This window comes from Chromobacterium aquaticum (assembly GCF_021129195.1).
GTDB lineage: Bacteria > Pseudomonadota > Gammaproteobacteria > Burkholderiales > Chromobacteriaceae > Chromobacterium > Chromobacterium aquaticum.
Map to the genome: position 1 here is coordinate 11,488 of NZ_JAJOHW010000092.1, position 21,959 is coordinate 33,446.

Annotated in this window: 16 protein-coding genes and 4 tRNA genes; 11 read left to right on the top strand and 9 right to left on the bottom strand. The window is 64.6% G+C overall.

Annotated features, from left to right (window positions below; all coding sequences use genetic code 11):
- Positions 1-48 precede the first annotated feature (48 nt).
- Positions 49-2,007 (top strand): acetoacetate--CoA ligase, encoded by a 1,959-nt coding sequence (locus tag LQT98_RS14495; protein WP_231463138.1) that lies wholly within the window; start codon positions 49-51, stop codon positions 2,005-2,007.
- A 70-nt stretch (positions 2,008-2,077) separates the two neighbouring features.
- On the opposite strand, the gene LQT98_RS14500 is transcribed toward LQT98_RS14495, so the two are convergent.
- The 4 genes from LQT98_RS14500 to cysS all read right to left on the bottom strand — a co-directional run bounded on the left by LQT98_RS14500 (position 2,078) and on the right by cysS (position 6,606).
- On the bottom strand, positions 2,078-3,727 hold the full coding sequence (locus LQT98_RS14500; RefSeq protein WP_231463141.1) for an ArnT family glycosyltransferase: 1,650 nt from the start codon (positions 3,725-3,727) through the stop codon (positions 2,078-2,080).
- Between the two features lie 90 nt (positions 3,728-3,817).
- The gene (locus tag LQT98_RS14505; RefSeq protein ID WP_231463144.1) at positions 3,818-4,744 is read right to left on the bottom strand and encodes a hypothetical protein; all 927 of its coding nucleotides are present in this window, start codon (positions 4,742-4,744) and stop codon (positions 3,818-3,820) included.
- 150 nt (positions 4,745-4,894) lie between these two features.
- Entirely contained in the window at positions 4,895-5,110 is a 216-nt protein-coding gene (gene rpmE / locus LQT98_RS14510; RefSeq protein WP_043593861.1) for a 50S ribosomal protein L31, read from the bottom strand.
- 122 nt (positions 5,111-5,232) lie between these two features.
- Entirely contained in the window at positions 5,233-6,606 is a 1,374-nt protein-coding gene (gene cysS / locus LQT98_RS14515) for a cysteine--tRNA ligase (protein ID WP_231463147.1), read from the bottom strand.
- Positions 6,607-6,749: 143 nt separating this feature from the next.
- Between cysS and LQT98_RS14520 the strand changes: the two genes are divergently transcribed.
- The 3 genes from LQT98_RS14520 to LQT98_RS14530 all read left to right on the top strand — a co-directional run bounded on the left by LQT98_RS14520 (position 6,750) and on the right by LQT98_RS14530 (position 8,918).
- The gene (locus LQT98_RS14520; RefSeq protein ID WP_048410462.1) at positions 6,750-7,367 is read left to right on the top strand and encodes a UPF0149 family protein; all 618 of its coding nucleotides are present in this window, start codon (positions 6,750-6,752) and stop codon (positions 7,365-7,367) included.
- Positions 7,368-7,460: 93 nt separating this feature from the next.
- Positions 7,461-8,282, top strand: coding sequence for an undecaprenyl-diphosphate phosphatase (locus LQT98_RS14525; protein WP_231463150.1), 822 nt, complete (start codon positions 7,461-7,463; stop codon positions 8,280-8,282).
- A 165-nt stretch (positions 8,283-8,447) separates the two neighbouring features.
- Entirely contained in the window at positions 8,448-8,918 is a 471-nt protein-coding gene (locus tag LQT98_RS14530) for an NUDIX hydrolase (protein WP_048410464.1), read from the top strand.
- 71 nt (positions 8,919-8,989) lie between these two features.
- Here LQT98_RS14530 and LQT98_RS14535 read toward each other — a convergent pair whose 3' ends face one another.
- The 3 genes from LQT98_RS14535 to folD form a co-directional block, all read right to left on the bottom strand.
- Positions 8,990-9,571, bottom strand: coding sequence for a hypothetical protein (locus tag LQT98_RS14535; RefSeq protein WP_048410465.1), 582 nt, complete (start codon positions 9,569-9,571; stop codon positions 8,990-8,992).
- 8 nt (positions 9,572-9,579) lie between these two features.
- On the bottom strand, positions 9,580-10,443 hold the full coding sequence (gene purU, locus LQT98_RS14540) for a formyltetrahydrofolate deformylase (protein ID WP_048410466.1): 864 nt from the start codon (positions 10,441-10,443) through the stop codon (positions 9,580-9,582).
- Between the two features lie 167 nt (positions 10,444-10,610).
- Positions 10,611-11,462 carry a bifunctional methylenetetrahydrofolate dehydrogenase/methenyltetrahydrofolate cyclohydrolase FolD gene (gene folD, locus LQT98_RS14545; RefSeq protein WP_231463152.1) on the bottom strand — a complete coding sequence of 284 codons (852 nt, stop codon included), beginning with the start codon at positions 11,460-11,462 and terminating at the stop codon, positions 10,611-10,613.
- Between the two features lie 229 nt (positions 11,463-11,691).
- On the opposite strand from folD, the gene LQT98_RS14550 reads away from it, so the two are divergent.
- The 7 genes from LQT98_RS14550 (at position 11,692) to LQT98_RS14580 (ending at position 14,798) form a co-directional block, all read left to right on the top strand.
- A tRNA-Pro gene (locus LQT98_RS14550) sits at positions 11,692-11,768 on the top strand.
- Between the two features lie 23 nt (positions 11,769-11,791).
- Positions 11,792-11,868: transfer RNA gene (locus LQT98_RS14555), tRNA-Arg, on the top strand.
- A 36-nt stretch (positions 11,869-11,904) separates the two neighbouring features.
- A tRNA-His gene (locus tag LQT98_RS14560) sits at positions 11,905-11,980 on the top strand.
- A 47-nt stretch (positions 11,981-12,027) separates the two neighbouring features.
- Positions 12,028-12,103, top strand: a tRNA-His gene (locus tag LQT98_RS14565).
- 145 nt (positions 12,104-12,248) lie between these two features.
- A complete protein-coding gene (locus LQT98_RS14570) occupies positions 12,249-12,932 on the top strand; it encodes a GntR family transcriptional regulator (protein WP_231463154.1) in 684 nt (227 codons plus the stop codon).
- A 130-nt stretch (positions 12,933-13,062) separates the two neighbouring features.
- Complete coding sequence (locus tag LQT98_RS14575) at positions 13,063-13,911, top strand: pirin family protein (protein WP_231463156.1); 849 nt, start codon at positions 13,063-13,065, stop codon at positions 13,909-13,911.
- A gap of 26 nt (positions 13,912-13,937) precedes the next feature.
- Complete coding sequence (locus tag LQT98_RS14580; RefSeq protein WP_231463158.1) at positions 13,938-14,798, top strand: pirin family protein; 861 nt, start codon at positions 13,938-13,940, stop codon at positions 14,796-14,798.
- 68 nt (positions 14,799-14,866) lie between these two features.
- Here the strand turns inward: LQT98_RS14580 and LQT98_RS14585 are convergent, their stop codons facing one another.
- Together LQT98_RS14585 and LQT98_RS14590 are read right to left on the bottom strand one after the other, a co-directional pair.
- Complete coding sequence (locus LQT98_RS14585; protein WP_231463160.1) at positions 14,867-19,804, bottom strand: hemagglutinin repeat-containing protein; 4,938 nt, start codon at positions 19,802-19,804, stop codon at positions 14,867-14,869.
- A 246-nt stretch (positions 19,805-20,050) separates the two neighbouring features.
- Positions 20,051-21,757, bottom strand: a complete 1,707-nt coding sequence (locus LQT98_RS14590; protein ID WP_048410500.1) for a ShlB/FhaC/HecB family hemolysin secretion/activation protein — start codon at positions 21,755-21,757, stop codon at positions 20,051-20,053.
- Positions 21,758-21,959: the final 202 nt, after the last annotated feature.

Sequence of the window (21,959 nt, forward strand, 5' to 3'; positions counted from 1 at the left end):
CGCCGCCCGTCCATGGGCTGGCGCGCGGAGAAAATATCAGGAGAAAGCATGACCCCCGACACGCCCATCTGGAGCCCCTCCCCCGGCCGCCTGGCCGGCGCTCATCTGACCGCCTTCACCAAGTTGGCCGAACTGTCCTACGACCGCAAGCTGAACGGCTACGCCGAGCTGTGGCGCGCCAGCGTGGCCGATCCGGCGCGCTTCTGGTCCTTGGTCTGGGATTACTGCGGCGTGATCGGCGACAAAGGCGCCACCGCGCTGAGCGACGGCGACAATATGCTGGCCGCCCGCTTCTTCCCGGAAGCGCGGCTGAGCTATGCCGAAAACCTGCTGCGCCGCGACGACGACGGCGACGCGCTGCTGTTCTGGGGCGAGGACAAGCTGCAGCGGCACTGGAGCTGGCGCGAGCTGCGCGCCCAGGTGTCATTGCTGCAGCAGGCGATGCGCGGCGCCGGCATCCAGTCCGGCGACCGCGTGGCCGGCTTCATGCCCAATATGCCGGAAACCATCGCCGCGATGCTGGCCGCCAACAGCCTGGGCGCGGTGTGGACCAGTTGTTCGCCGGACTTCGGCGTGGACGGCGCGGTGGAGCGCTTCGGCCAGACCGAGCCCAAGCTGCTGTTCTGCCCGGACGGCTATTGGTACGCCGGCAAGGCGGTGGACATCCGCGCCAAGATGGCGGCGCTGGCGGAGGCGCTGCCCTCGGTGCGGCAAATCATCGTGGTGCCGTATCTGGGCGAAACCGGCGTGTTCGCGGAAAACGTGCCCAAGGCCATCACCCTGGCGGACTTCACCGCCGCGTATCAAGCGCAAGCGCTGAGCTTCGAACGGCTGCCGTTCCGGCACCCGCTGTTCATCCTGTATTCCAGCGGCACCACCGGCAAGCCCAAGTGCATCGTCCACGGCGCCGGCGGCACTCTGCTGCAGCATTTGAAGGAACAGCAGCTGCACGGCGATGTGCACCACGGCGACCGCCTGTTCTACTTCACCACCTGCGGCTGGATGATGTGGAACTGGCTGGTTTCCGGCCTGGCGTCCGGCGCGGCGCTGATGCTGTTCGACGGCTCGCCCTTCGTCGGCGAAGGCCGCACGCTATGGAACTACGCCGAACAGCAGCGCTTCACTCACTTCGGCACCTCGGCCAAATACATAGACGGCTTGCGCAAGAGCGGCATCGTGCCGATGCGGGAATGGAAGCTGGACTCGCTGCGCGCGGTGTTCTCCACCGGCTCGCCGCTGGTGGCGGAAAGCTTTGACTGGGTTTACGCCAACATCAAGGCCGACATCAATCTGGCCTCGGTGTCCGGCGGCACCGACATCGTGTCCTGCTTCGCGCTGGGCTGCGCCAGCCTGCCGGTCTACCGCGGCGAGCTGCAATGCCGCGGCCTGGGCATGGCGGTGGACATCTACAACGAGTACGGCCGGCCGGTGCGCGGCGAAAAAGGCGAGCTGGTGTGCACCCGGCCGTTTCCGTCGATGCCGGTGGGCTTCTGGAACGACGCCGACGGCGGCAAATACCGCCAGGCTTATTTCGGCCGTTTCGACAATATCTGGTGCCACGGCGACTACGCCGAGCTCACCGCCCACGACGGCATGATCATCTACGGCCGTTCCGACGCGGTGCTCAACCCCGGCGGCGTGCGCATCGGCACCGCGGAGATCTATCGCCAGGTGGAGGTGTTCGACGAGGTGCTGGAAAGCATCGCCGTCGGCCAGCAATGGCTGGACGACGAGCGCGTGGTGCTATTCGTGCGCCTGCGCGCCGGCGCGCGGCTGGACGAGGACCTGCAGCAGCGGATCAAGGCGCAGATCAAGACCGGTGCCAGCCCGCGCCACGTGCCGGCCAAGATCATCGCCGTCGTCGACATCCCCAAGACCATCAGCGGCAAGATCGTCGAGCTGGCGGTGAAGAACGTGATCCACGGCCAACCGGTCAGCAACCTCACCGCGCTGGCCAATCCGGAAGCGCTGAAACTGTTCGAGAACCTGGACGAACTGCAAAGCTGAACCGGCGCGCGGCCCAAGAAAAACCCCCGAATCGGAACCGATTCGGGGGTTTTGTCCATTCCCTCCGCGCTCAGCGCGGATGGACGCGCCGCAATAGCGCGAACTTCATATTGTCCTCGCGCGGGCGCGAGCCGTACCACAGCACTTCCCAGCCCGGTTCGGCCAGGCCCTCGCGCTCGGCGCGCACCACCAGCTGATAATCGCATGGCGGCGCATTGCCGGCCGGATAGGACACCAGGTCCAGGCCGGCGTAATAGCGCCAGCTGATCAGCGCCAGCTGGTTATGGCTTTCCGTCGCCACGCAGGCGGCATTGGCCGGCAGCGCCTTCATCATCCGTTCCACCACCGGCCGATAGCTCTTGGCGGCGTCGAACCACGGCAGCCACAAGGTCATGCCCAGGCCCCACAGCAGGGTCAGGCCCGCCGCCCAGTTGCTGATGGCCTGGCGGCCGCGCAGATGCTTGCGCGTCAGCGCCCACAGCCACACCAGGGTGGCGATCACCGCGCACACCGCGGCCAGGCTGGACACCTGCACCTGGTAATAAGGGCTGAAGTACTGGGCGCGCCCGGCCAGGCCCTGCGGCCAGCCAAAGTTCATCGCCGCCCAGCCGGCCCACACCAGCAGCGCGAAGAAGCCGAAGGTCATCAGGCCGAACCAATTCAGGAAGGCCGCCGCGCCGCGCTTGAGATTGTCCAGCTCCACCGCCGCCAGCAGGGACAGCGGCAGCAGCAGCGGCATCGCGTAAGTCATATTGGGCCGGCTGGACAGGGTCAGCAGGATCAGCACCACGGCGAAGAACATCAGCGGCAGTTGCAGCCGCGCCTGGTCCAAGCGCCCCCAGTTGCGGTACAGCGTCCAGCCGGCCAGCGGCCAGGCCGGAAACGCGAACCACAAGGCGTTGATGCTGTAATAGCCGAAGTCGTGGAATAGCTGCACCCGGCCAAAGCCGTTGAGCTGGCCCAGCGAGTAGTCGTTCCACCACAGGCTGAACGCGTCCGGATGGCTCTTGGCCAGCGCCAGCGGCCACACCAGGGAGGTGGGCGCGGCGATCAGCAGCGCCAGCAGCACGGTGATCGCGTATTGCTTGCAGCGCCAGGCGGAAAAGGCCGGCAGCAACAGCACCACCATCCACACCAGCATCAGCTCCATCAGACTGGCGCTGAGGAAGATCACCGCGCTGGCGGTGCCGAGCAAGGCACCGGCCAGGCCGGGCGAGCGCAGCGTCAGCGACAAGGCGTAAAAGGCGGCGGCGAAGCCGGCGAAGCTGGCCACCACCGAAGTCAGTTGGTGGCCGGTTTCCACCAGGCCGACGCAGCCTATCAGCACCATCACCACGCTGCGGCCGTGGCGGCGGCCGATCAGGTCGCGGCCGGCCATGCCGGCCAGCAGCAGGGCCAGCGACATGAATAGCGGCGTGGCCAGCCGCGCGGCGTCGTGCGCCGCCAGCAGCCAGGGGGAAAACAGCTTGACCATGAAGGCCGCCACCCAGTAATACAGCGGCGGATTATCCAGGTAAGGCGCGCCCTGCACCGTCGGCAGCAGCCAGTTGCCGGTGTCCAGCATGCCTTGCACCGCGGACAGCACGAAGGGCTCGTCCGGCTTCCACGGGTCGTGGCCCATGATGCCCGGCCACAACCATACGAAGCACAGCAGCAGCAAGATCCACGGCTTTTCCGTCGGCTTGGCCAGGGTTTGCGATTGTTCCGAATAAGTAAGCATGAGTCTCGTTCAAACGGTTTCAGGAGAGCTCGAACCGGCCTGGAGCGCGGCCCGATCGCGGCCGGGCGCCGTTGGCGTTCGAGCTTCCCCTCAGTCGGCGGACGGCAGCGTGCCGCACAGGCGGGCCAGCAGGATGCGCCAATCCACCTTGCGCTTGGCGATGGAATTGCGCAGCTTGTTGCGGCGGCGCTGGCGCTTATGCTCGGGATCGGCCTGTATCGTCTTCAGCCGCGCCTCGTCCCAGGCGAATTCGCCACAGAACTCGGCCTGGCGCGCCACATCCCAGTCCGGCGCCATGCCGGCGAACACCTCAGCCAGGTAGAGCGGTGCCTCGTAACTGTAGTTCCAGTAGTGGTGCAGCGCATCCCCCAGCGCCAGCGGCTGGCGGCCGTCGCAGGCCACCAGCGACCACGCCAGTTGCTCGGTCCAGTTGCGCGCTTCCACGCGCGGCAGCAGGAAATCGTTGATGCGCAAGGCGGTTTCAAAGAAGGGCACCATGCCGGCGGAGGCGCCGACCACGCCGGCGTTCCACATCGCCAGGCCCTGGGTGTCGGCCACCCCCATCTTGCGCAGCTCGGCGCCGTGCTTGTCCACCGCGGCCAGATAGTCCGGGAAGAAGCCGGGGCCGAACACGCCCTCGTTGACGTGCATGCAGCTGGCGTTTCCTGCTTCCAGCCGGGCGAACAAGTCGTCCGGCACGCGCAGCCAGCGGGTGTCGCAGTCCACGTACAGCACCGCGGTGCCCAGTTCGCGCGCCGCTTTCAGCATCACTTCCAGCTTGATGCGGTGCACATAGTCGAACTGGCCGCGATACGCCTGCAACTGCGCCCGGCTCAGGGTCTCGGTGCGGACCAGCGGATGCGCGGGCACGCTGTCCGGCGCGTCGGTGTACACCATGATCTTCACGTCCTGCCGCTGTTGCTTCAGCAACAGGTGCAACAGGCTCAACACGGAAAAGCGGGTCTGGTCGTAGTATTTCTTGCCGCCGTGGGACAGGTAAACGATGTGAATCGCCATGGCCTCAACCTTGCAGATAGGGATGCGCGCGCCGCCGGCCGGGAGCTGCCAGGCCCTGCCGCCGCCGGCGCGCAGCAGATCGTAAACAGACTCATAGAAAAAAGGCAGCCTGAGCTGCCTTTTTCTGGGTGTCCAACGTATCCTCGGCGCTTAGCGCTTGAAGAAGCCGCCGAACTTTTGGTTGAACTTGTCAACGCGACCGGCGGTATCGACGATCTTTTGCTTGCCGGTGTAGAACGGGTGGCAGTTGGAGCAAACTTCAATGCCGAACGCGTCCTTGGACATGGTGGACTTGGTCACGAACTGGCTACCGCAGGAGCAGGTAACAGTCAGGTCTTTGTAAGTCGGGTGAATATCGGTTTTCATGTGTCTTCCTTTCAAATCGGGTACAGGGGATTTGCCTGTACTGCTTGCGAAACTATCGATTATCCGCGCTTTGCCGCCGCTTGACAAGTGCCAAATCCACTGTCAACGGCGGCGGCCACGGATCAGGCGCGGCGCCAGATGGTGCCCTGGGCGCCGTCTTCCAGCACGATGCCCTTGGCGGTCAACTCGTCGCGGATGCGGTCGGACTCGGCCCAGTTCTTGGCGGCGCGCGCGTCCTTGCGCGCCTGGATCAGCGCTTCGACCTCCTCTGCCGACAATTCGCCGGCGCTGACGCCGCCCTTGAGGAAGTCCTCCGGGTCGCGCTGCAGCAGGCCCAGCACGCCGCCCAGATCCTTCAGCAGGCGCGCCTGCAGCGGGTCGCGGCTCTTGTTGACTTCACCGGCCAGTTCATACAGCACCGCCACCGCTTCCGAGGAGTTGAAATCGTCGTTCATCGCCGCCTGGAAACGCGCGGCGAACGGGTCTTTCCAGTCTATGCCGGCGGAGGCCGGCAGCTCCAGGCCGCGCAAGGCGGTGTAGAGCCGGGTCAGGCCGTGCTTGGCGTCGGCGAGGATGCTGTCGGTATAGTTCACCGGGCTGCGGTAATGGCTGCGCACGATGAAGAAACGGATCACCTCGCCGTCGAAATGGCCCAGCACGTCGCGGATGGTGAAGAAATTGCCCAGCGATTTGGACATTTTCTCGCCGTCGACATTGATGAAGCCATTGTGCAGCCAGTAATTGACGTACTGGTGGCCATGGGCGCCCTCGGACTGGGCGATTTCGTTCTCATGGTGCGGGAACTGCAGATCCTCACCGCCGCCATGGATGTCGAAATGCTCGCCCAGGTGATGACAGCTCATCACCGAGCATTCGATATGCCAGCCCGGACGCCCCTGTCCCCACGGGCTGTCCCAGGACGGCTCGCCCGGCTTGGCCGCCTTCCACAGCACGAAGTCCAGCGGATCACGCTTGTGCGGGTCCACTTCCACCCGTTCGCCGGCGCGCAGCTTGTCCAGGGTGCGGCCGGACAATTTGCCGTAGCCTTCGAATTCGCGCACCGCGTAATACACATCGCCGTTGTCGGCGGCATAGGCCTTGCCGTTGGCGATCAGCTTCTCGATCAAGGCCACCATGCCCGGCACGTGCTGAGTGGCGCGCGGCTCGAAAGTGGGCGGCAGCAGGCCCAGCGCGGCGGCGTCCTGGTGCATGTCGGCGATGGTCTCTTCCACCAGCTGCTGCGGCAGGATGCCGCGCTCGGCGGCGCGCTTGATGATCTTATCCTCGATATCGGTGATGTTGCGCACATAGGTGACGTCGTAACCGGACGCGTCCAGCCAGCGGTAGATCACGTCGAAGGCCGTCAGCATGCGCGCATGGCCGATATGACAGAGGTCGTACACCGTCATGCCGCACACGTACATACACACCTTGCCGGGCTCTATGGGTTTGAACTCTTCTTTCTGGCGGGTCAGGGTGTTATACACGGTCAACATGATGGAAACCTATTATGAGGTTGGGTCAAAAAAGGACAATTGTAACAGAGCCGTCAAGCCCTCCGCACCGCGATTATGCGGACGCCCATGCGCACGGCGGCCAGATCGCGGATAATGGGCTTTTACCCTAGCCTCCGCCCGCCATGAGCCATACTCCGCTTTCCGACGCCGACTACCAACGCCTGGCCGCCACGCTGAATCGTTTCCTGCCGCAGCAAGGCATGAACCTGGAGCGCCTGGACGGCTTTTTCGCCGCCCTGCTCTGCGGCCCCGAGCAGATCAAGCCGACCGAATGCCTGCCCGCCATCATCGGCGACGCCTTCGACGACGATGCAGCCTTCACCAGCGACAAAGCGCTGGAACAGTTTGTCCGGCTACTGGGCGGCCACTGGCTGGACATCGCCGCCACGCTGCGCGAGGACAGCGGCTTTCAACCGTGGCTGGACGCGGATGCCGCCGGCGAGATCCGCGGCAACGATTGGGCCGAGGGCTTCGCCGAGGGCATGCAGTTGCTGAACGAGGACTGGGGCCTGCTGTTCGACGATCCGGAACAGGCGCCGCTGCTGGAACCCATCCTGACCCTGGCCTTTGAGCGCAATCCCGACCCGGAAGTGCAAGTGCCGGCCTTGACGCCGGAACAGCGCGAGCAATGCCTGGCGGCGCTGTCCGACGCCGTGCACGGCATTTACCGCTTCTTCGCCGCCATCCGCCAGCAGTTGGAGCAGGAAGAAGAAGCACTGGAGCGGCAACAAAGGCATTGAGCCGCCGCCGGGCGCGCCTGGTCAACCGGATGGCGGCGGCGACGTTGATAAGCAGGCCGGCTCACGCCGCCTCCCACCGCCACAGGACCCACCATGAATGCCATCGAAGCCCTGCTGTTCGCCATCATCCAAGGCATCAGCGAACTTTTCCCCGTCAGCAGCCTGGGCCACGGCGTGCTGATTCCGGACTGGCTGCACTGGTCCATCAACCGCACCAGCCCGGACTTCCTGCCCTTCATGGTGGTGCTGCATCTGGGCACCGCCGCCGCGCTGCTGCTGTACTTCCGCCGCGACTGGCTGCAACTGATAAGCGGCTTCCTCAAGGCCGGCGGCAAGGCGTCCAACCCGGACGCCCGGCTATTGTGGCTGTTGATCGCCGGCACCATTCCGGCCGGCCTGCTCGGCCTGCTGCTGGAGAAGCAGCTGCGCGCGCTGTTCACCAGCGCCACCGCGGTGCTGATCTTCCTCAGCCTGAACGGCCTGCTCCTGCTGTGGGGCGACCGCCTGAAAAAGAAACAAGCCCACCTGGATCTGGAGCGGCTGAGCCTGTCCGGCGCGATCAAGATAGGCGCCGGCCAGGCGCTGGCCTTGCTGCCCGGCTTCTCCCGCTCCGGCGCCACCCTGGTGGCCGGCCTCGCCCATGGCCTGGACTACGCCTCTTCCGCGCGCTTCTCCTTCCTGCTGGCCACCCCCATCATCGCCGCGGCCGGCGTGCTGGAAGTACCCAAGCTGGCGCACAGCCAGGCGCCGACCGGCTTGCTGCTGGCCTGCGGCCTGCTGTCCGGCGCCTGCGCCTACGCCAGCACCTGGTTCCTGATGCGCTACTTCAAGAAAAGCGAAATCGAATCCTTGCGCCCGTTTGGCTACTACTGCCTGCTGGTCGGTGTGGGCGGCCTGCTCGTCAAGCTGCTGTGACGCCACATGCCGTTATGCATGAGTCGCGCGCAAACACCATTCAAAACAGATATCTGGGCAAAACTTGACCACAGCGTGTTGGACTGATCGGTCTAGTGCTTTAGAATGAAAAAATAAGATCCAGGGCCACTCCATAGCGGTGGCCCTAACTAATTTTTTTGAAGAATGAGTGTTTTGGAAGAAAAAAGAAACGAGCGCCTGCCGGCCGACCTGGCCAGGCGCGCAACCGCCATCATCGAACTGCCCGATGGCGTGCTGGTCACGGCGGCCCGAGGAGGCCGGTACAATCTTCCTGGCGGCAAGGCCGCCCGCGGCGAATTGCGCTCCCAGGCGCTGATCCGTGAAGTGCGGGAAGAAACCGGCTTGCGCATCAACTCCATGCTGTATCTGTTCGATCACATCACCCCGTTCAACGCGCACAAGGTCTATCTGTGCATCGCTCAGGGCCAACCGCGCCCGCAGGGAGAAATCGAACGCATCGCCTTGGTGTCCTCGCCGGACACCGACATGGATCTGTTCATCGAGGGCCGCGCCATCCTGCGCCGCTACGCGCGCTTGCGCGGCGAAGTCACCGCCAAGGGCGACGCGCTGCGCGCGCTGCTGGGCCTGGCGCGCTATATCGCCAAAGTGGACTGACGCCACCGCCGCGATGCAAAACAGGACATGCCTTGGCATGTCCTGTTTCATTTTCCGGCTCAGGCTACGGCTCAGATGCCGGTAATCGGCGCCGAACTCTCCGCCCCGCGCGCGCTGTCCGCCACGCCTGCGGGCAGATCCACCCAGCCCGCGGCCGAGCCCAGCGACAAGGCGCCGGCCAGCAACACCATGGCCACCGGCGCGAACAGCAAGACCCCCAGCGCCACCCGCAGCCGATGGATGCCGGACACCACGGCCAGCGCATTCACCAAGACCAGGATGCCAAAGATGGACAATACCGCGTTGACCGCCAGCGCCACATCGTCCGGCAGCCAGCTGGTCAGCGGCTCGATGAACTGCAGGCCGCTGGCCACCGCCACCAGGCCAAACAGGGACTCGCGGCCCTCCCACTTGGCGAAGCGCAGCCACAGGCCGATGAAAGCAGCGAAACACAGGGTTTCCGCCAGCGTGAACAGCACCATGAACAGCATGCGGCCGGTCAGGTTGTCGCCCAGCTCCGCGGTGTCGGCGCTCGCCACCAGGCCCAGCAAGATCAGAAACACCAGGGTCTGCCAGCGTGGATACTGATAGGCATCCAGGGGCTTGACCCGGAAGCGCAGCAAATCCACCACATCGTCAATCAGCAGGCGCATGTCCGCTCTCAGTCAAAGACTACCGTCTTGTTGTTATAGGACAGCACGCGGTTGTCCATATGCCAGCGCACGGCGCGCGACAGCACCACTTTTTCCAGGTCGCGGCCTTTCTGGATCAGGTCGTCCACTTCGTCGCGGTGAGAAATGCGGGTGACTTCCTGCTCGATGATCGGGCCTTCGTCCAGGTCCTCGGTCACATAGTGGCTGGTGGCGCCGATCAGCTTCACCCCGCGCGCAAACGCGCGATGGTAGGGCTTGGCGCCATCGAAGGCCGGCAGGAAGCTGTGATGGATGTTGATCACCCGGTCCGGATAGCGCTCGACGAAGCCCTGGGACAGGATCTGCATATAGCGCGCCAGCACGATGAAATCGACGCCGGCCTCTTCCAGCAGACGGAACTGCTCGGCCTCGGCCTCTTCCTTATTGTCCTTGGTGACCTTGATCACATGGAAGGGAATGCCGTTGAACTCCACCAAGCGGCGGCAGGTTTCGTGATTGGAAATCACCAGCGGGATCTCGCAGTCCAGCTCGCCGATGCGCCAGCGGTGCATCAGGTCCACCAGGCAATGCTCGTACTGCGACACGAAGATGGCCATCCGCGGCTTGCGGGTGGACAGCGACACCTTCCAGTTCATCGCGTGCTCGTCGGCAATCGGCTGGAAGGCGGCGGCGAAGTTCTCCATCGGCAGGGTGAAGCCGTCCACATCCCACTGCACCCGCATCAGGAACAGGTTTTCGCTGGTGTCCTGATGCTGGTCCGCGTGCATGATGTTGGCGTTGTAGGTCATCAGGAAGTTGGCGATCGCCGCCACCAGGCCCTTTTTGTCCGGCGCGCTGATCAACAGCGTGGCCGATTGCTTGTCTTGACTCATGATTGAATTCTGTCGTTACTGCAAACTAAAACTGTCGATTTTACGATAGCCGGGCCGCCAGCGTCTCGCTTTGTTTGCAAGCGCCTGCCACCAAAATGGCGCGGAGAAACAAAAACGCCACCGCCGCAGTGGCGACGATGGCGCTTTCGGCCGAACGGGCAAGCCGTTCAAGCGTGCATATTGGCGGAATCCAAGGTGTTCTGCAGCAGGGTGGCCACCGTCATCGGACCGACGCCGCCCGGCACCGGGGTGATGAAACCGGCGCGCTCGGCCGCCGTGGCGAATTCCACGTCGCCGCACAGCTTGCCGCTGTCCAGGCGGTTGATGCCCACATCGATCACCACCGCGCCCGGCTTGATCCACTCGCCCTTGACGAAGTTGGGGATGCCCACCGCCGCCACCACGATATCGGCCGCGGCCACTTCGGCGGCCAGGTCTGCGGTGGCGCTGTGGCACACCGTCACCGTGGCGCGCGCCAGCAGCATTTCCAGCGCTTGCGGACGGCCGACGATATTGGACGCGCCGACGATCACCGCCTTCTTGCCCTTGGGATCGATGCCGTACTCTTCCAGCAGCGTCATCACACCGCGCGGCGTGCACGGCCGCAGCAGCGGCATCTTGATCGCCAGCCGGCCCATATTATAGGGATGGAAGCCGTCGACATCCTTTTTCGGGTCGATGCGCTCGATCACCGCTTGCGGATCGATCTGCTTGGGCAGCGGCAATTGCACCAGGATGCCGTCCACCTCCGCGTCCGCGTTCAAGCGGTCGATGATGTCCAGCAGCTCCTGTTGGCTGGTGCCGGCCGGCAGGTCATAGGCCAGCGAACGGATGCCGGCTTTCTCGCAGGAGCGCTTCTTGCTGCCCACGTAGACCGCGGATGCCGGGTCCTCGCCCACCAGGATCACCGCCAGCGCCGGGGCGCGCTTGCCCGCTGCCACGCGCGCCTGCACGCCCTCGCCCACCTTGGCGATCAGTTTTTCCGCTACCGCTTTACCGTCAATCCGTTGTGCTGCCATGGGCCGATTCCATAAAAGAAGCTGAAAAAGAAGGCGCATATTCTCGCATTTTTCCGCCGCCTCCGAAATGGCGCTGCGCAACAAAACTTACTTAACATCAAGATAAATAAAGAAAACCGCCATCCAGCCTTCCACTTTCCCGATATTGCGCCTCTCAGCGACCGCAATTTAATTGCAAACGGGTGTTGACAGCCTAAATCGCCATCCGTATAGTTGCGTTCTCTGTCGTCGGGGCGTAGCGCAGCCTGGTAGCGCACCTGATTTGGGATCAGGGGGTCGCGAGTTCGAATCCCGCCGCCCCGACCAGCAGTAAGACGGAGCCCGACCGAGCGCCCGTAGCTCAACCGGATAGAGCACCGGCCTTCTAAGCCGGGGGTTACAGGTTCGAGTCCTGTCGGGCGCGCCAAGATTTTTGTAGTACAATGCAGTCGTTGTTTCAGTGGTGGATGTAGCTCAGTTGGTAGAGTCCAGGATTGTGATTCCTGTTGTCGTGGGTTCGAGCCCCATCATCCACCCCACCCTATTCAAGTTACCGCCCTAGGGCGTTGACTCACCGCTTTCTGCGGTGGATGTAGCTCAGTTGGTAGAGTCCAGGATTGTGATTCCTGTTGTCGTGGGTTCGAGCCCCATCATCCACCCCAAGCCTTAAAAACCCGGCCTAAACGCCGGGTTTTTTCATTTTGGCGACCCCTAAGGTCAGTTTTGGGCCTTGTCTGACAGTTCAAGCTCCGTATAATCGAATACATTCGCATGACACCGCTTGACTGACCTAAGACACCCACCACCATGACCACCTTGCAGCCAATCAAGCGCCAGACGCTCACCAGTGCCGTAACCGAATCCCTGCGCCAGCGCATTCTCTCCGGAGAATTCGCCGATGGCCAACAGCTGCGCCAAGAAGCGCTGTCCAATGAATACGGCGTCAGCCGGGTGCCGGTGCGCGAAGCGCTGCGCCAGCTCGAAGCCGAAGGCCTGATCCAGATCATCGACCACAAAGGCGCGCTGGTGTCCAAGCTGTCGCTGGAAGACGTGCTCGAACTGCTGGAAATCCGCGCGATGCTGGAAGGTTCGGTGCTCAAAGCCGCCATCCCCTGTCACACCAGGGCCGATCACGATCTGGCCCAGCAAACCCTGCGCGAATTCGAACAAGCGCTGCGCAACAACGATGTGCGCCACTGGGGCGAATTGAACTCCCGCTTCCACCTGGCGCTATACCGCGCCGCCAAGCGGCCCAACACGCTGGCGCTGATCGAGCAACTGCACAACAAGACCGACCGCTACACCCGGATGCAGATCCTGTTCACCCGCACCATGGAACGGGCGCACGAAGAGCACAGCCAGTTGCTGGAGCTGTCGCGCCAGGGCAAGGCCGACGAGGCGGCGGAATTCATCCGCTTCCATATCCTGTCCGCCGGCCACGCGCTGGAAGACTATCTGCGCGGACAGAGCCAGCAAGCCGCCCTGAGTTGAGACCGCCGCGCGTTCAGATTTTTTGAATCTGACGCGCAGTTCTTTGCGCTATCAAGCGCGGCGACGGCGCGCAATAATCCGGCCATGTAAACCGCCGGACGCCAGTCCGGCCCCACCGGGAGACATGGTCATGCAACACCCATTCATCAGCCGGGAAGCGGAACGCCTGGTCAACGGCCAGGCGGTGTCGGACGGCGCCGGCGTACGCCTGCTGCGCGTGCTCGGCTCCGATCTGCAAAGACGGCTGGACCCTTTCCTGATGCTGGACGAATTCCGTTCCGACAATCCCGACGACTATATCGCCGGCTTTCCCAGCCATCCGCACCGCGGCTTCGAAACCGTCACCTATATGCTGGCCGGCCGCATGCGCCACCGCGACAATAGCGGCAACGAAGGTCTGCTCGGCCCCGGCGGCGTGCAATGGATGACCGCCGGCCGCGGCATCGTCCATTCCGAGCTGCCGGAGCAGGAGGATGGGCTGATGCACGGCTTCCAACTGTGGCTGAACCTGCCGGCGGAGCGCAAGCTGCGCGCGCCGTGGTATCGCGACATCCCCGCCGCCGAGATTCCGTCTGCGCCAGCCCAAGGCGAGGCCCGCCTGATCGCCGGCCAGTGGCGCGGCCAGGCCGGCGCGGTGGAACGCGAAGCTACCGAACCGCTCTACCTGGACCTGCATCTGGACGCCGGCAGCGAAGAGACGCTGGAAATCCCGGCCGGCCATAATGCCTTCCTCTATGTTTACCAGGGCGAGATCGCCGTCGGCGCGCAACAGCGCGGCGTCAAGGAGAGACAGATGGCGGTGCTGGACAACCGCGCCGACAGCGACGGCGTCAGTCTCCGCGCTTCCGCCGACAGCCGCTTGCTGCTGATTGCCGGCAAGCCCCTGGGCGAACCCATCGCGCAATGGGGCCCGTTTGTGATGAATACGCGCGAACAAGTGGAAGAAGCCATCAGCGATTTCCGCGACGGACGCTTCTGACCCGCATGCCATTGCCTGGAGGCATTATGCCGCTACTCACCCAAACCATCGCCAGCCTGGACCGCGACATCGGCTTTCCGGTGCGCCGGCTGCTGCCCACCCGCCAGGCGCGCCGCGTCGGCCCCTTCGTGTTTCTCGATCACATGGGCCCGGCCCATTTCGCCGCCGAAGGCAGCGCCGGCGATGTGCGGCCGCATCCGCACATCGGCCTGGCCACCGTCACCTATCTGTTCTCCGGCGCGATGATGCATCGCGACAGCCTGGGCACGGTGCAGCGCATCGCGCCCGGCGCGGTCAATCTGATGACCGCCGGCAGCGGCATCACCCACTCCGAGCGGGTGCCGGCCGACATCCGCCAGCAAGGCGTGGCGGTGGAAGGCATGCAGTTGTGGCTAGCGCTGCCGGATGAACTGGAGGAATGCGAGCCGGCCTTCGCCCATTACCCGGCCGAGGACTTGCCGCGCTGGAACCAGGACGGGGTGGAACTGAACCTGCTGATCGGCGAAGGCTGGGGCCATCGCTCGCCGGTCGCCTATCCGCTGCCGGTGTTCTACGCCAGCGCCGCCATGCCGGCCGGCGCGCGCTTGGCGCTGCCGCAAGGCGTGGATGAACTGGCCGCCTATGTCGCCGCCGGCGAACTGGACGTGGACGGCGCCACGCTGAACGTCAACGAATTGGGCCTGCTGCAAACCGGTCAGGGCGGCGAACTGATCGCGCGGCGCGACAGCCGGGTGATGCTGCTGGGCGGCACGCCGCCGGCCAGCCCGCGCTATCTGGACTGGAATTTCGTGTCCAGCCGCCGCGAGCGGCTGGCCCAGGCGCGCGCGGACTGGATCGCCCAGCGTTTCCCGATGGTGCCGGGCGAGACCGAGTTCATTCCCCTGTAATAGCAGCCACTCCAAAACAAAACCCCCGCCAGTTGCCCGACGGGGGTTTTCGCTTTTGACCAAGCGTCTTACTTGCCCTGGATGCCGCCCTTCACCACGGTCGGCGTATTCTCATGCTCGGCGCGGATCAGCGGCGCCTTGCCGGAAGTCACATCGCTGACCGCCTGCTTCAGGATGCCGGACGGGGTGCTGTTCAGCTTGACCCCGCCGCCGCCGTTGTAGCGCTCGGTGGCGATGTCGGCGGCTTCCACCTTGGAATCGCCCAAGTCCACCTTGCCGTTGGCGGACGACACGGTCGCGCCGGTCAGCTGGGTCTTGCCGCCCACTTGCAGCGTCACGCCGTCGGCGCCGGCGATGCCGGTGACCGTGCCCACCGAATTGTCGCGCTTGACGCTAACGTCCACGTCGGCCTTCAGCTCGGTGCCCTTGTCCTGGGCGTTCAGCAGCTTGTCCTTCAACGTGTTGCCGCCTTTGCGCGCCAGGGTGTCCAGCGTGCCGGACTTGGCCGGGCCGGAAGTCGGCTGCTCGGGCAGGGTGACGGTTTCACTGTTGGCGTTGAAGCTCACCGCATTGGTGGTGTCTTCCTTCAGACCCTTGTTGAAGGCGAAGCTGTCGTACTTCTCCTTCACCTTGTCGGACGCGGCGTTGACCAGTTCGGTGCCCTTCTCCTTCACCTTGTCCTTCAGCGGGCCGGCCTTGTCGGCGACCTGATCGACCAGGCCATCCTCCTTGCCGTTGGAGCTGTTGACGCCCAGCGCCACGTCCACCTTCACGCTATTGTCGCGATCCTGACGGCTCTCCAGCGCCAGCTTGCCGCCCACCTGGCCAGTGACAGTCTTGCCGCTGACGTTGGCGCCGGCCAGGGTGGCGTTGCCCTCGGCGTTCAGTTCCACTTGCTGCTTGGCGGTCACGCTGGCGTTGGCGTTGCTCAGCTTGTCCTGCTGATCCACCTTCACCTCCAGGCCAGCCTTGATGTCATGCACGTTCTTGGTGCTGTCAGGCTTGATCTGGCCGTTTTCCTTGTCGCTGCTGGCCTTGTTGCCGCCGCCGATATTGCCGGCCACGCTCCAGTTGTTGCGTTGGCTGCTGGACTGCGCCGACTCCAGGCGGATATCGCCCTGGCTGTCCAGCTTGGCGCTGTCGCCCTGCACCTGGGTGCCGCTCAGGCGGATGCCGCCGCTGCCGGACTCGATGCTGGCTTTGCCGCCGCTGACCACGCTGCCGCCGGCCTGGCTGCGGCTGGACTCGTCGGTGCTGGCGTAATTGCCGCCGGCGCCCACATTAAAGCCCTTGCTCGCCTTGTCCTGGCCATTGCTCTGGCTGCCGCCGGCCTTGAGATCGAAGCCCCACTGGCTGCCGGACTTGTCGGCGCTGGATTCGGCGGCCTTGAACTCCACCTTGTCGCCCTGCAAGGTCACATCGCCGCGGCTGGCGATCTTGTCGCCCTGCAGACCCAGCTTGCCGCCGGCCGTCAAGCTCACGCCGGCGTCGGCGTCCACGCCGCCGGTCACCGCGCTGCTGGACTTGGCTTGCTGCTTGTCCACGTTCACCGCCACCCCACCGCTGCCGCCGACATTCTTGCCGCCGCTCTCGATCGGGCTGGTGGTGATGGCCAGATTGGCCTTGCCGCCCACGGTGCGCTGCTCGCTGCTGCTGGTGTTATTGGCCTGGCTGAAGCTCAGGTCGCCGCCGGCGTTGACGCTGGCCGCGCCCTTGCCGCCGGAGATGGCCACGCCCTGGTAAGCGGCGTTGTTGTCCACGTCCACCTTGACGCCGTTGCCGGCGCGGATGCCACCGGTGACCGCGGTGGAGCTGGACGAAGCGCTGGTCACCGTGCTGCCGCTGCCGGCCGCCTTGACGTTCACGTCCTCGCCGGTGGTGGTGTAGACGCGCACGCCGACATCGGCCTCGGTCTTGCTGCCGCTCTGGCTCTGGGTATTGGCCGCGGCGCTGAACTGGTGGCTGTCAGCCTTGATCTCCACCGTGTTGCCGGCCTGGTACTGGGTGCCTTGATCGCTGAGCCCGGCCTTGGCATCCACCTTGATATTGCCGCCGTTCAGGCTGCTGGCCTGCGCGGTGCTGGACTGGCGGGTTTCCGAGCCGACGCCGGCCTTGACGCCGACATCCACGCCCAGATTGGCTGCGCCCAGATCGCCGGCGGCGCCGGCCGCGCCGATCACATCGCCCTTGACCACTTTTTCACCGGCCGCCACCAGCGGACGGGTCACGCCGCTGTAATCGGCGTTGACGCCCACTTCCACGCCCCAATGACTGCTGTCGGTGGTGGTTTTCTGGGTGCTGTTGGCCGCCTGGTTGTCGATGCGGCCGCCAGCCAGCTTGATGTCGCCATCCGCCTTGACCTGGGTGCCCTGGTTGCGGATGTCGCCTTCGCCATTGCCGGCGACGATGCTGACCCCGCCCTTGGAGTTGATCGCGCTGACCTGGGCGGTGCTGCTGTCGGACTGGCTGCGGCTGTTCTTCTGGTCCACGCCCAGCGCCACGCCGGTCTTGTCCAGGCCGGCGTCGATATAGATGCCGCCGCCGGTGACGCTGCTGCTCTTGCTTTCCTTCACCGTGTCCTGCGCCGCGTTCAGGCTGACGTTCTGGCCGCTGAGGGCCGCGCCGCCGGCACCGGCGTTCAGCTTGGAGCCGGTCACGGTCAGATCGCCCTGGGCATTGAGCGCCACCTTGTCGCCGGACAGCGTCGCCGCCTGGTTCTGGGTCGCGTCGCGGTCCACGCTGCTGCTGCTGTGCTCGATGCGCACGCCGCCGCGGTACTGTTTATCGCCGGTGATTTCGCCGACGCCGCGCAGCGCCAGCTCGGTGTCCTTGCTCTTCACCGTGTCGCGGGTCTGCGACGCCGCTACCTTGATGTCGCCGTTGGCGGCCACGTTCAATTCGCCGCCGGCGCGCACCTGGCTGCCGCTGATCGCCACGTCCTTGGCGGACTGGATGGTCAAATTGGTGTCGGACTTCAGCTCGGCGTTGACCGCCTGCTGCTGGCTGGCATTGCCCTTGCTGCTGCTCTTGGTGATGTTGAAGGCGGTGCCGCTGCGCTGATCGGTGCGGGTTTGCGATTGGTTGACCACGCTGTCGATGCTGATGTCGCCGTTGCGGCTGATCGCCACCGCGTCCCGCCCGCCGCGGGCGCGGCTGCCGGCGATCGCCACGCTGTCGCCGCGCAGCGTCAGCTTGCCGCCGGCGGTCAGATCGCTGCCGTTGTTGACGGTGTCGGTCTTGCCGTTGTCACGGTTGCCGCCGCCGCCAATGCCGCCCCAATACACTTGGTCGTTGCGCTGGCTGTTCTGGTTCGTCGTCTGCTGCACGCCCAGACCGAGCGCGCCGCCCGCGTCCAGGGAGGCGTCGCGGCCGGCGGCCAGCTTGGCCGCCTTGGCGTCGATATCGCCGCTGGCGCGGATATCCAGATCACGGCCGGCGCGCAGCTGGCTTTGCGCCAGGCGCTGCTCGCTGGAAGCATGGTTCCAAGAGCCGGTTTCCAGGCTGGCGCCGTCGTTCTTGCGATTGCCCCGGTCGCTGCGGGTATCGGTTTCCGTCACGCCGCTCAGCTTCACGCCGCCGTCGGCCTGCAGGCGGATGTCCTGGCCGGCGCTGACGCTGCCGCCGCGGATGGCGATCTGGCCGCGCGGCTGCGCGCCGTCCACCGCCTGGTTGTCCGCCGCGGTCGCCGCCGCGGTCAGCGTGGCGTCCTGCTCGGCGCGGATGCGCACGCCTTCCTGGCGCTGGCTGGTTTCGCTTTGGTCGCGGTTATAGGCCCAGGAGTTTTTCCAGGCGTGATTGCTGCTGCTGGACGCGCTGTCCGCCACTTGGCTGTCCAGTGTCAGATCCTTGCCGCTGAGCGCCACATTGCGGCCATTGATGTCGGTGGCGGCCAAGGTCGCCACGTCGCCGGCGCTGAGGCTCACATCGTCGCGCGCGCTGATGACGCTGCGCTTGATGCGAGTGTCGCTGCTGTTGCTGGCGGTATTGGTTTCGCCGGTCTTCCAGATGAACCAGCTCTCGTCGTGACCGCTGTCCTGAGTGGTGGAAGTCTCCGCCCTGCCGCGGCTGTCGATCTGGCGCGCGGCCAATGCCACCTTGCCTTCGCTGGCGCGGATCTGCGCGCCTTCCAGCGCCAGTTTGCCCTGGCGCGCGTCCACCGACACTTCCTGCGTGCCGTTCAGGCTGCCGCCCACATTGACGCCGGCGCCATCGGCGGTGCTGATGATATTGATGCGGCCGGCCTGCATCGCGCCCAGGAACACGCTGTCCAGCGAGCCCACGCCTTCCGGCGCCTTATCGCTGCGCAACACCTTGGCGTCCTTGCCCTGGTAATCCACCAGGTTGAAGCCGGCGCGGACATTCAACTGCTCGCGCGCGGCGACATTGCCGCGCACATCGATGCGCGGCGCGATCAGGTCCAGCACATTGACGCCGCTCAGGCCGGCGCCGTTGACGCTGAGCGCGTTGCCGTTCATCGCCGCCTGCAAGGAGGTGATGGCGCCGTTTTCGATATTGGCGTTGCCCACCAGCAGCGACGCACGCGGCGTGTTGATAAAGCCGCAGCCGCTGCAAGTGATGCCGTTGGGGTTGGCCAGCACATAGTCGGCGGCCTTGCCGAACACTTCCTGCTTGCCCAGCAGCAAGGACGGGTTGCGGCTGATCACTTCGTTCAAGATCACGCTGGCTTCGCGCCCGCCCAGCAAGACATTGGCGCCCAACTGGCCGGCCAGTTGCGATTGGCCGCCGGCGGTGGAGTTGTTGAACACCGCGCCGGGCTTGCCGACATTGAAATCCTGGTATTGGTTATGCGACAGGCCCGCGGCGCTGGGCGCCACGATATTGACCACCGCCGCGCCGTTGGCGGCGTTGCTCACCTGCGGCTGCGCGCCGCTGCCGCCGGCGACGATGCCGGCCGCCATCGCGGCTTCCACCGCCCAAAACGCCAGGGTCAGCGCCGCGGCCACTTTCCCCGTTACCGATAAGCCGAAATTTATTTTTTTCTTCATGATTTGAGTCCCGTTCATTCAGAGAACAAGCAGATTCGGTCCAAAACCGTCTATCCAGACAACCCATGTTCCGTGGGCCTTTCCAGCCTGCCAGCCGGATTCGTCCACGATGAAACATACGTTTGATTTCGAATCTACGTCTCTTTTTAAATCAATTCAAATGAAATACTGCCAATATCGCTTAGTCGCCTTCGCGGCGAATTTCTTTCAAAAAAAGTTCACGTCAAAAAATAAATCACAACGACATCACCAGGACAGCGCCAGTTTGGCGAATAGCTGATGTCCTTCCTGCTGCCAGCCGGCCGGCTTGTACAAGGGCCGGCTGTACTCCAGGTCCAGGCTGGCCTTGCGGTAGCTGAAAGCCAGACCCAGGCTGGCGCCGGCAATACTCTGCCATTGCTGAACCGAGCGATGCGGCAACACCCGGCCGCCGTCCAGACCGATACGCGGCGTCACGCCGATGCCGGCCAGTTCGAAGCGGCGCGACAAGGTATTGCGCCAGGACCAGCCGGTTTCCCCGGCCAGGGTGTTGCGGCGGAAACCACGCACCGCGCTGGCGTCGGACACATCCATCTGTTCGACGCCGGGCAGATAATCGCGGCTGGTCTGGCCAGTCAGCGCGCTATTGAGCTGGTACGGTCCGCCAGGCAGGCCCAGGCTTTGAAACCAGTTCAGCGACGCCTTCCACTTGGTGAACTGCGGATTGGGACCGTCCGGCGCGCGCGGGTCCGGCGCGCTGGCGCCCAGCCAGCGCGTGCCGCGCTGCACGCCGGCGTCAGCGATCAATACGCCGCCGCTGAGCAATTGCAAGCGCGACAGCCCCAGTTCGGCCACGCTCAGCGTCGGGCTGGTGATCTCGATCTCGCTGTCGAGAAAATAATTGCGCACCCGCTTATGCGTCAGTTGCGCCATCAGCGAAGTGGTCTGGTCCTGGCCGCGGCTCAGCACCCGGTCCACGCGCAGGCCGCTCTGTGCGGTGCGCCCGGACAAATTCACCGCGCTGTACTGCAATTGCAGCGGGTTCAGATAATCGGCGCGGCTGGCGAAGGCGCTGAAAGTCCAATAGCCGTAAGGCAGGGAATAAAACAGCGATTCGCTGCGGCTATGCCGCACCGCGTTGTCGTTGCTGGTGCGCTGCGCCGACACGCTGACGAAATCGGACAGACCCAGCGGGCTGTCCCAGGACAGGCCCACGCCGGCCTGCACCCGGCCGGTGCTGTCGCGGCCGGTGTTGTCGGCGTTGAAGTTCAAGCGCCAGGGCGCGTCCTTATTGTTGCGCAGGCTGAGGATGGAGCCGCCCACGGTCTCGCCGGGCAGGATGTCCAGCGTTGCCTTGCTGGACGGCAGGCGGTTGGCCTGGTCCAGCCCCTGGTCGGCGTCGTGTATGTTCAGCGGCCGGCCGATCACGCCGGGAAACAAGGTGGCCGGATTGCTGCGCCGGTCGTCGCTGACGATCTTCTCCACCCGTCCTTCGTGCACGCGCAAGATCAGCACGCCCTGCTCGTCCGGCCCTTCGGCCGCCACGCGCGCGGCGATATAGCCCTTCTTCAGATAGAGCTGGGTCAAGCCGCGGCTATAGCGGTTCAACTCTTCGTTGTTCAGGCAGTCGCTGGCCAGTTCGCCCAGAGACGCCACTTCCTTGCGGCTCAGCAGCTTGATGCCGGCCAGGCGCACGCCCTTGACGCGCAGGCAGTCCATCTCGCCCATCTCCGCCGCTTCCGGCCGGTGCATGGTATTGCTGTCCGGCAGCATCTGCCGCAAGCGCTGCTGCTGGATGATGGCGTCGAAACGGCGGCTGTTGTCCTGCAACAGGCGCCGCGAATCGTTTTCCATCTGCTGATGCATGCTGCCAGACATGCCGGGCACTTCCGCGGCCTGCGCCGCCACGCCCCAGCAGACGATCCCCGCCATCTGCCAGAACTGAGCTGGCGATGGTTTTTTGTATTTAATCATCATCGGATTCGTAACTATTTTTAAATAAAGGAAAACAGAAATTCCATGACGCGTCCAGACTAATGAGAATAATTATCAAATAATGACACTATTACCCAGACTTGATGCCAGCCTTGCGGCCTTAACGCAACAGAAAATTCAATACGAATAAAAAAACCCGGCCAATGGCCGGGCTTATCCCTTAGTCGTTTGATTCTGAAAT

What these genes read in the sequence shown, in the direction of transcription:
- LQT98_RS14575 (WP_231463156.1), top strand. Translation starts at nt 13,063, where the DNA reads ATGCAACACCCATTCATCAGCCGGGAAGCGGAACGCCTGGTCAACGGC.
- rpmE (WP_043593861.1), bottom strand. Translation starts at nt 5,110, where the DNA reads ATGAAAACCGATATTCACCCGACTTACAAAGACCTGACTGTTACCTGC.
- LQT98_RS14525 (WP_231463150.1), top strand. Translation starts at nt 7,461, where the DNA reads ATGAATGCCATCGAAGCCCTGCTGTTCGCCATCATCCAAGGCATCAGC.
- LQT98_RS14585 (WP_231463160.1), bottom strand. Translation starts at nt 19,804, where the DNA reads ATGAAGAAAAAAATAAATTTCGGCTTATCGGTAACGGGGAAAGTGGCC.
- folD (WP_231463152.1), bottom strand. Translation starts at nt 11,462, where the DNA reads ATGGCAGCACAACGGATTGACGGTAAAGCGGTAGCGGAAAAACTGATC.
- purU (WP_048410466.1), bottom strand. Translation starts at nt 10,443, where the DNA reads ATGAGTCAAGACAAGCAATCGGCCACGCTGTTGATCAGCGCGCCGGAC.
- LQT98_RS14520 (WP_048410462.1), top strand. Translation starts at nt 6,750, where the DNA reads ATGAGCCATACTCCGCTTTCCGACGCCGACTACCAACGCCTGGCCGCC.
- LQT98_RS14570 (WP_231463154.1), top strand. Translation starts at nt 12,249, where the DNA reads ATGACCACCTTGCAGCCAATCAAGCGCCAGACGCTCACCAGTGCCGTA.
- LQT98_RS14590 (WP_048410500.1), bottom strand. Translation starts at nt 21,757, where the DNA reads ATGATTAAATACAAAAAACCATCGCCAGCTCAGTTCTGGCAGATGGCG.
- LQT98_RS14530 (WP_048410464.1), top strand. Translation starts at nt 8,448, where the DNA reads ATGAGTGTTTTGGAAGAAAAAAGAAACGAGCGCCTGCCGGCCGACCTG.
- cysS (WP_231463147.1), bottom strand. Translation starts at nt 6,606, where the DNA reads ATGTTGACCGTGTATAACACCCTGACCCGCCAGAAAGAAGAGTTCAAA.
- LQT98_RS14495 (WP_231463138.1), top strand. Translation starts at nt 49, where the DNA reads ATGACCCCCGACACGCCCATCTGGAGCCCCTCCCCCGGCCGCCTGGCC.
- LQT98_RS14505 (WP_231463144.1), bottom strand. Translation starts at nt 4,744, where the DNA reads ATGGCGATTCACATCGTTTACCTGTCCCACGGCGGCAAGAAATACTAC.
- LQT98_RS14535 (WP_048410465.1), bottom strand. Translation starts at nt 9,571, where the DNA reads ATGCGCCTGCTGATTGACGATGTGGTGGATTTGCTGCGCTTCCGGGTC.
- LQT98_RS14580 (WP_231463158.1), top strand. Translation starts at nt 13,938, where the DNA reads ATGCCGCTACTCACCCAAACCATCGCCAGCCTGGACCGCGACATCGGC.
- LQT98_RS14500 (WP_231463141.1), bottom strand. Translation starts at nt 3,727, where the DNA reads ATGCTTACTTATTCGGAACAATCGCAAACCCTGGCCAAGCCGACGGAA.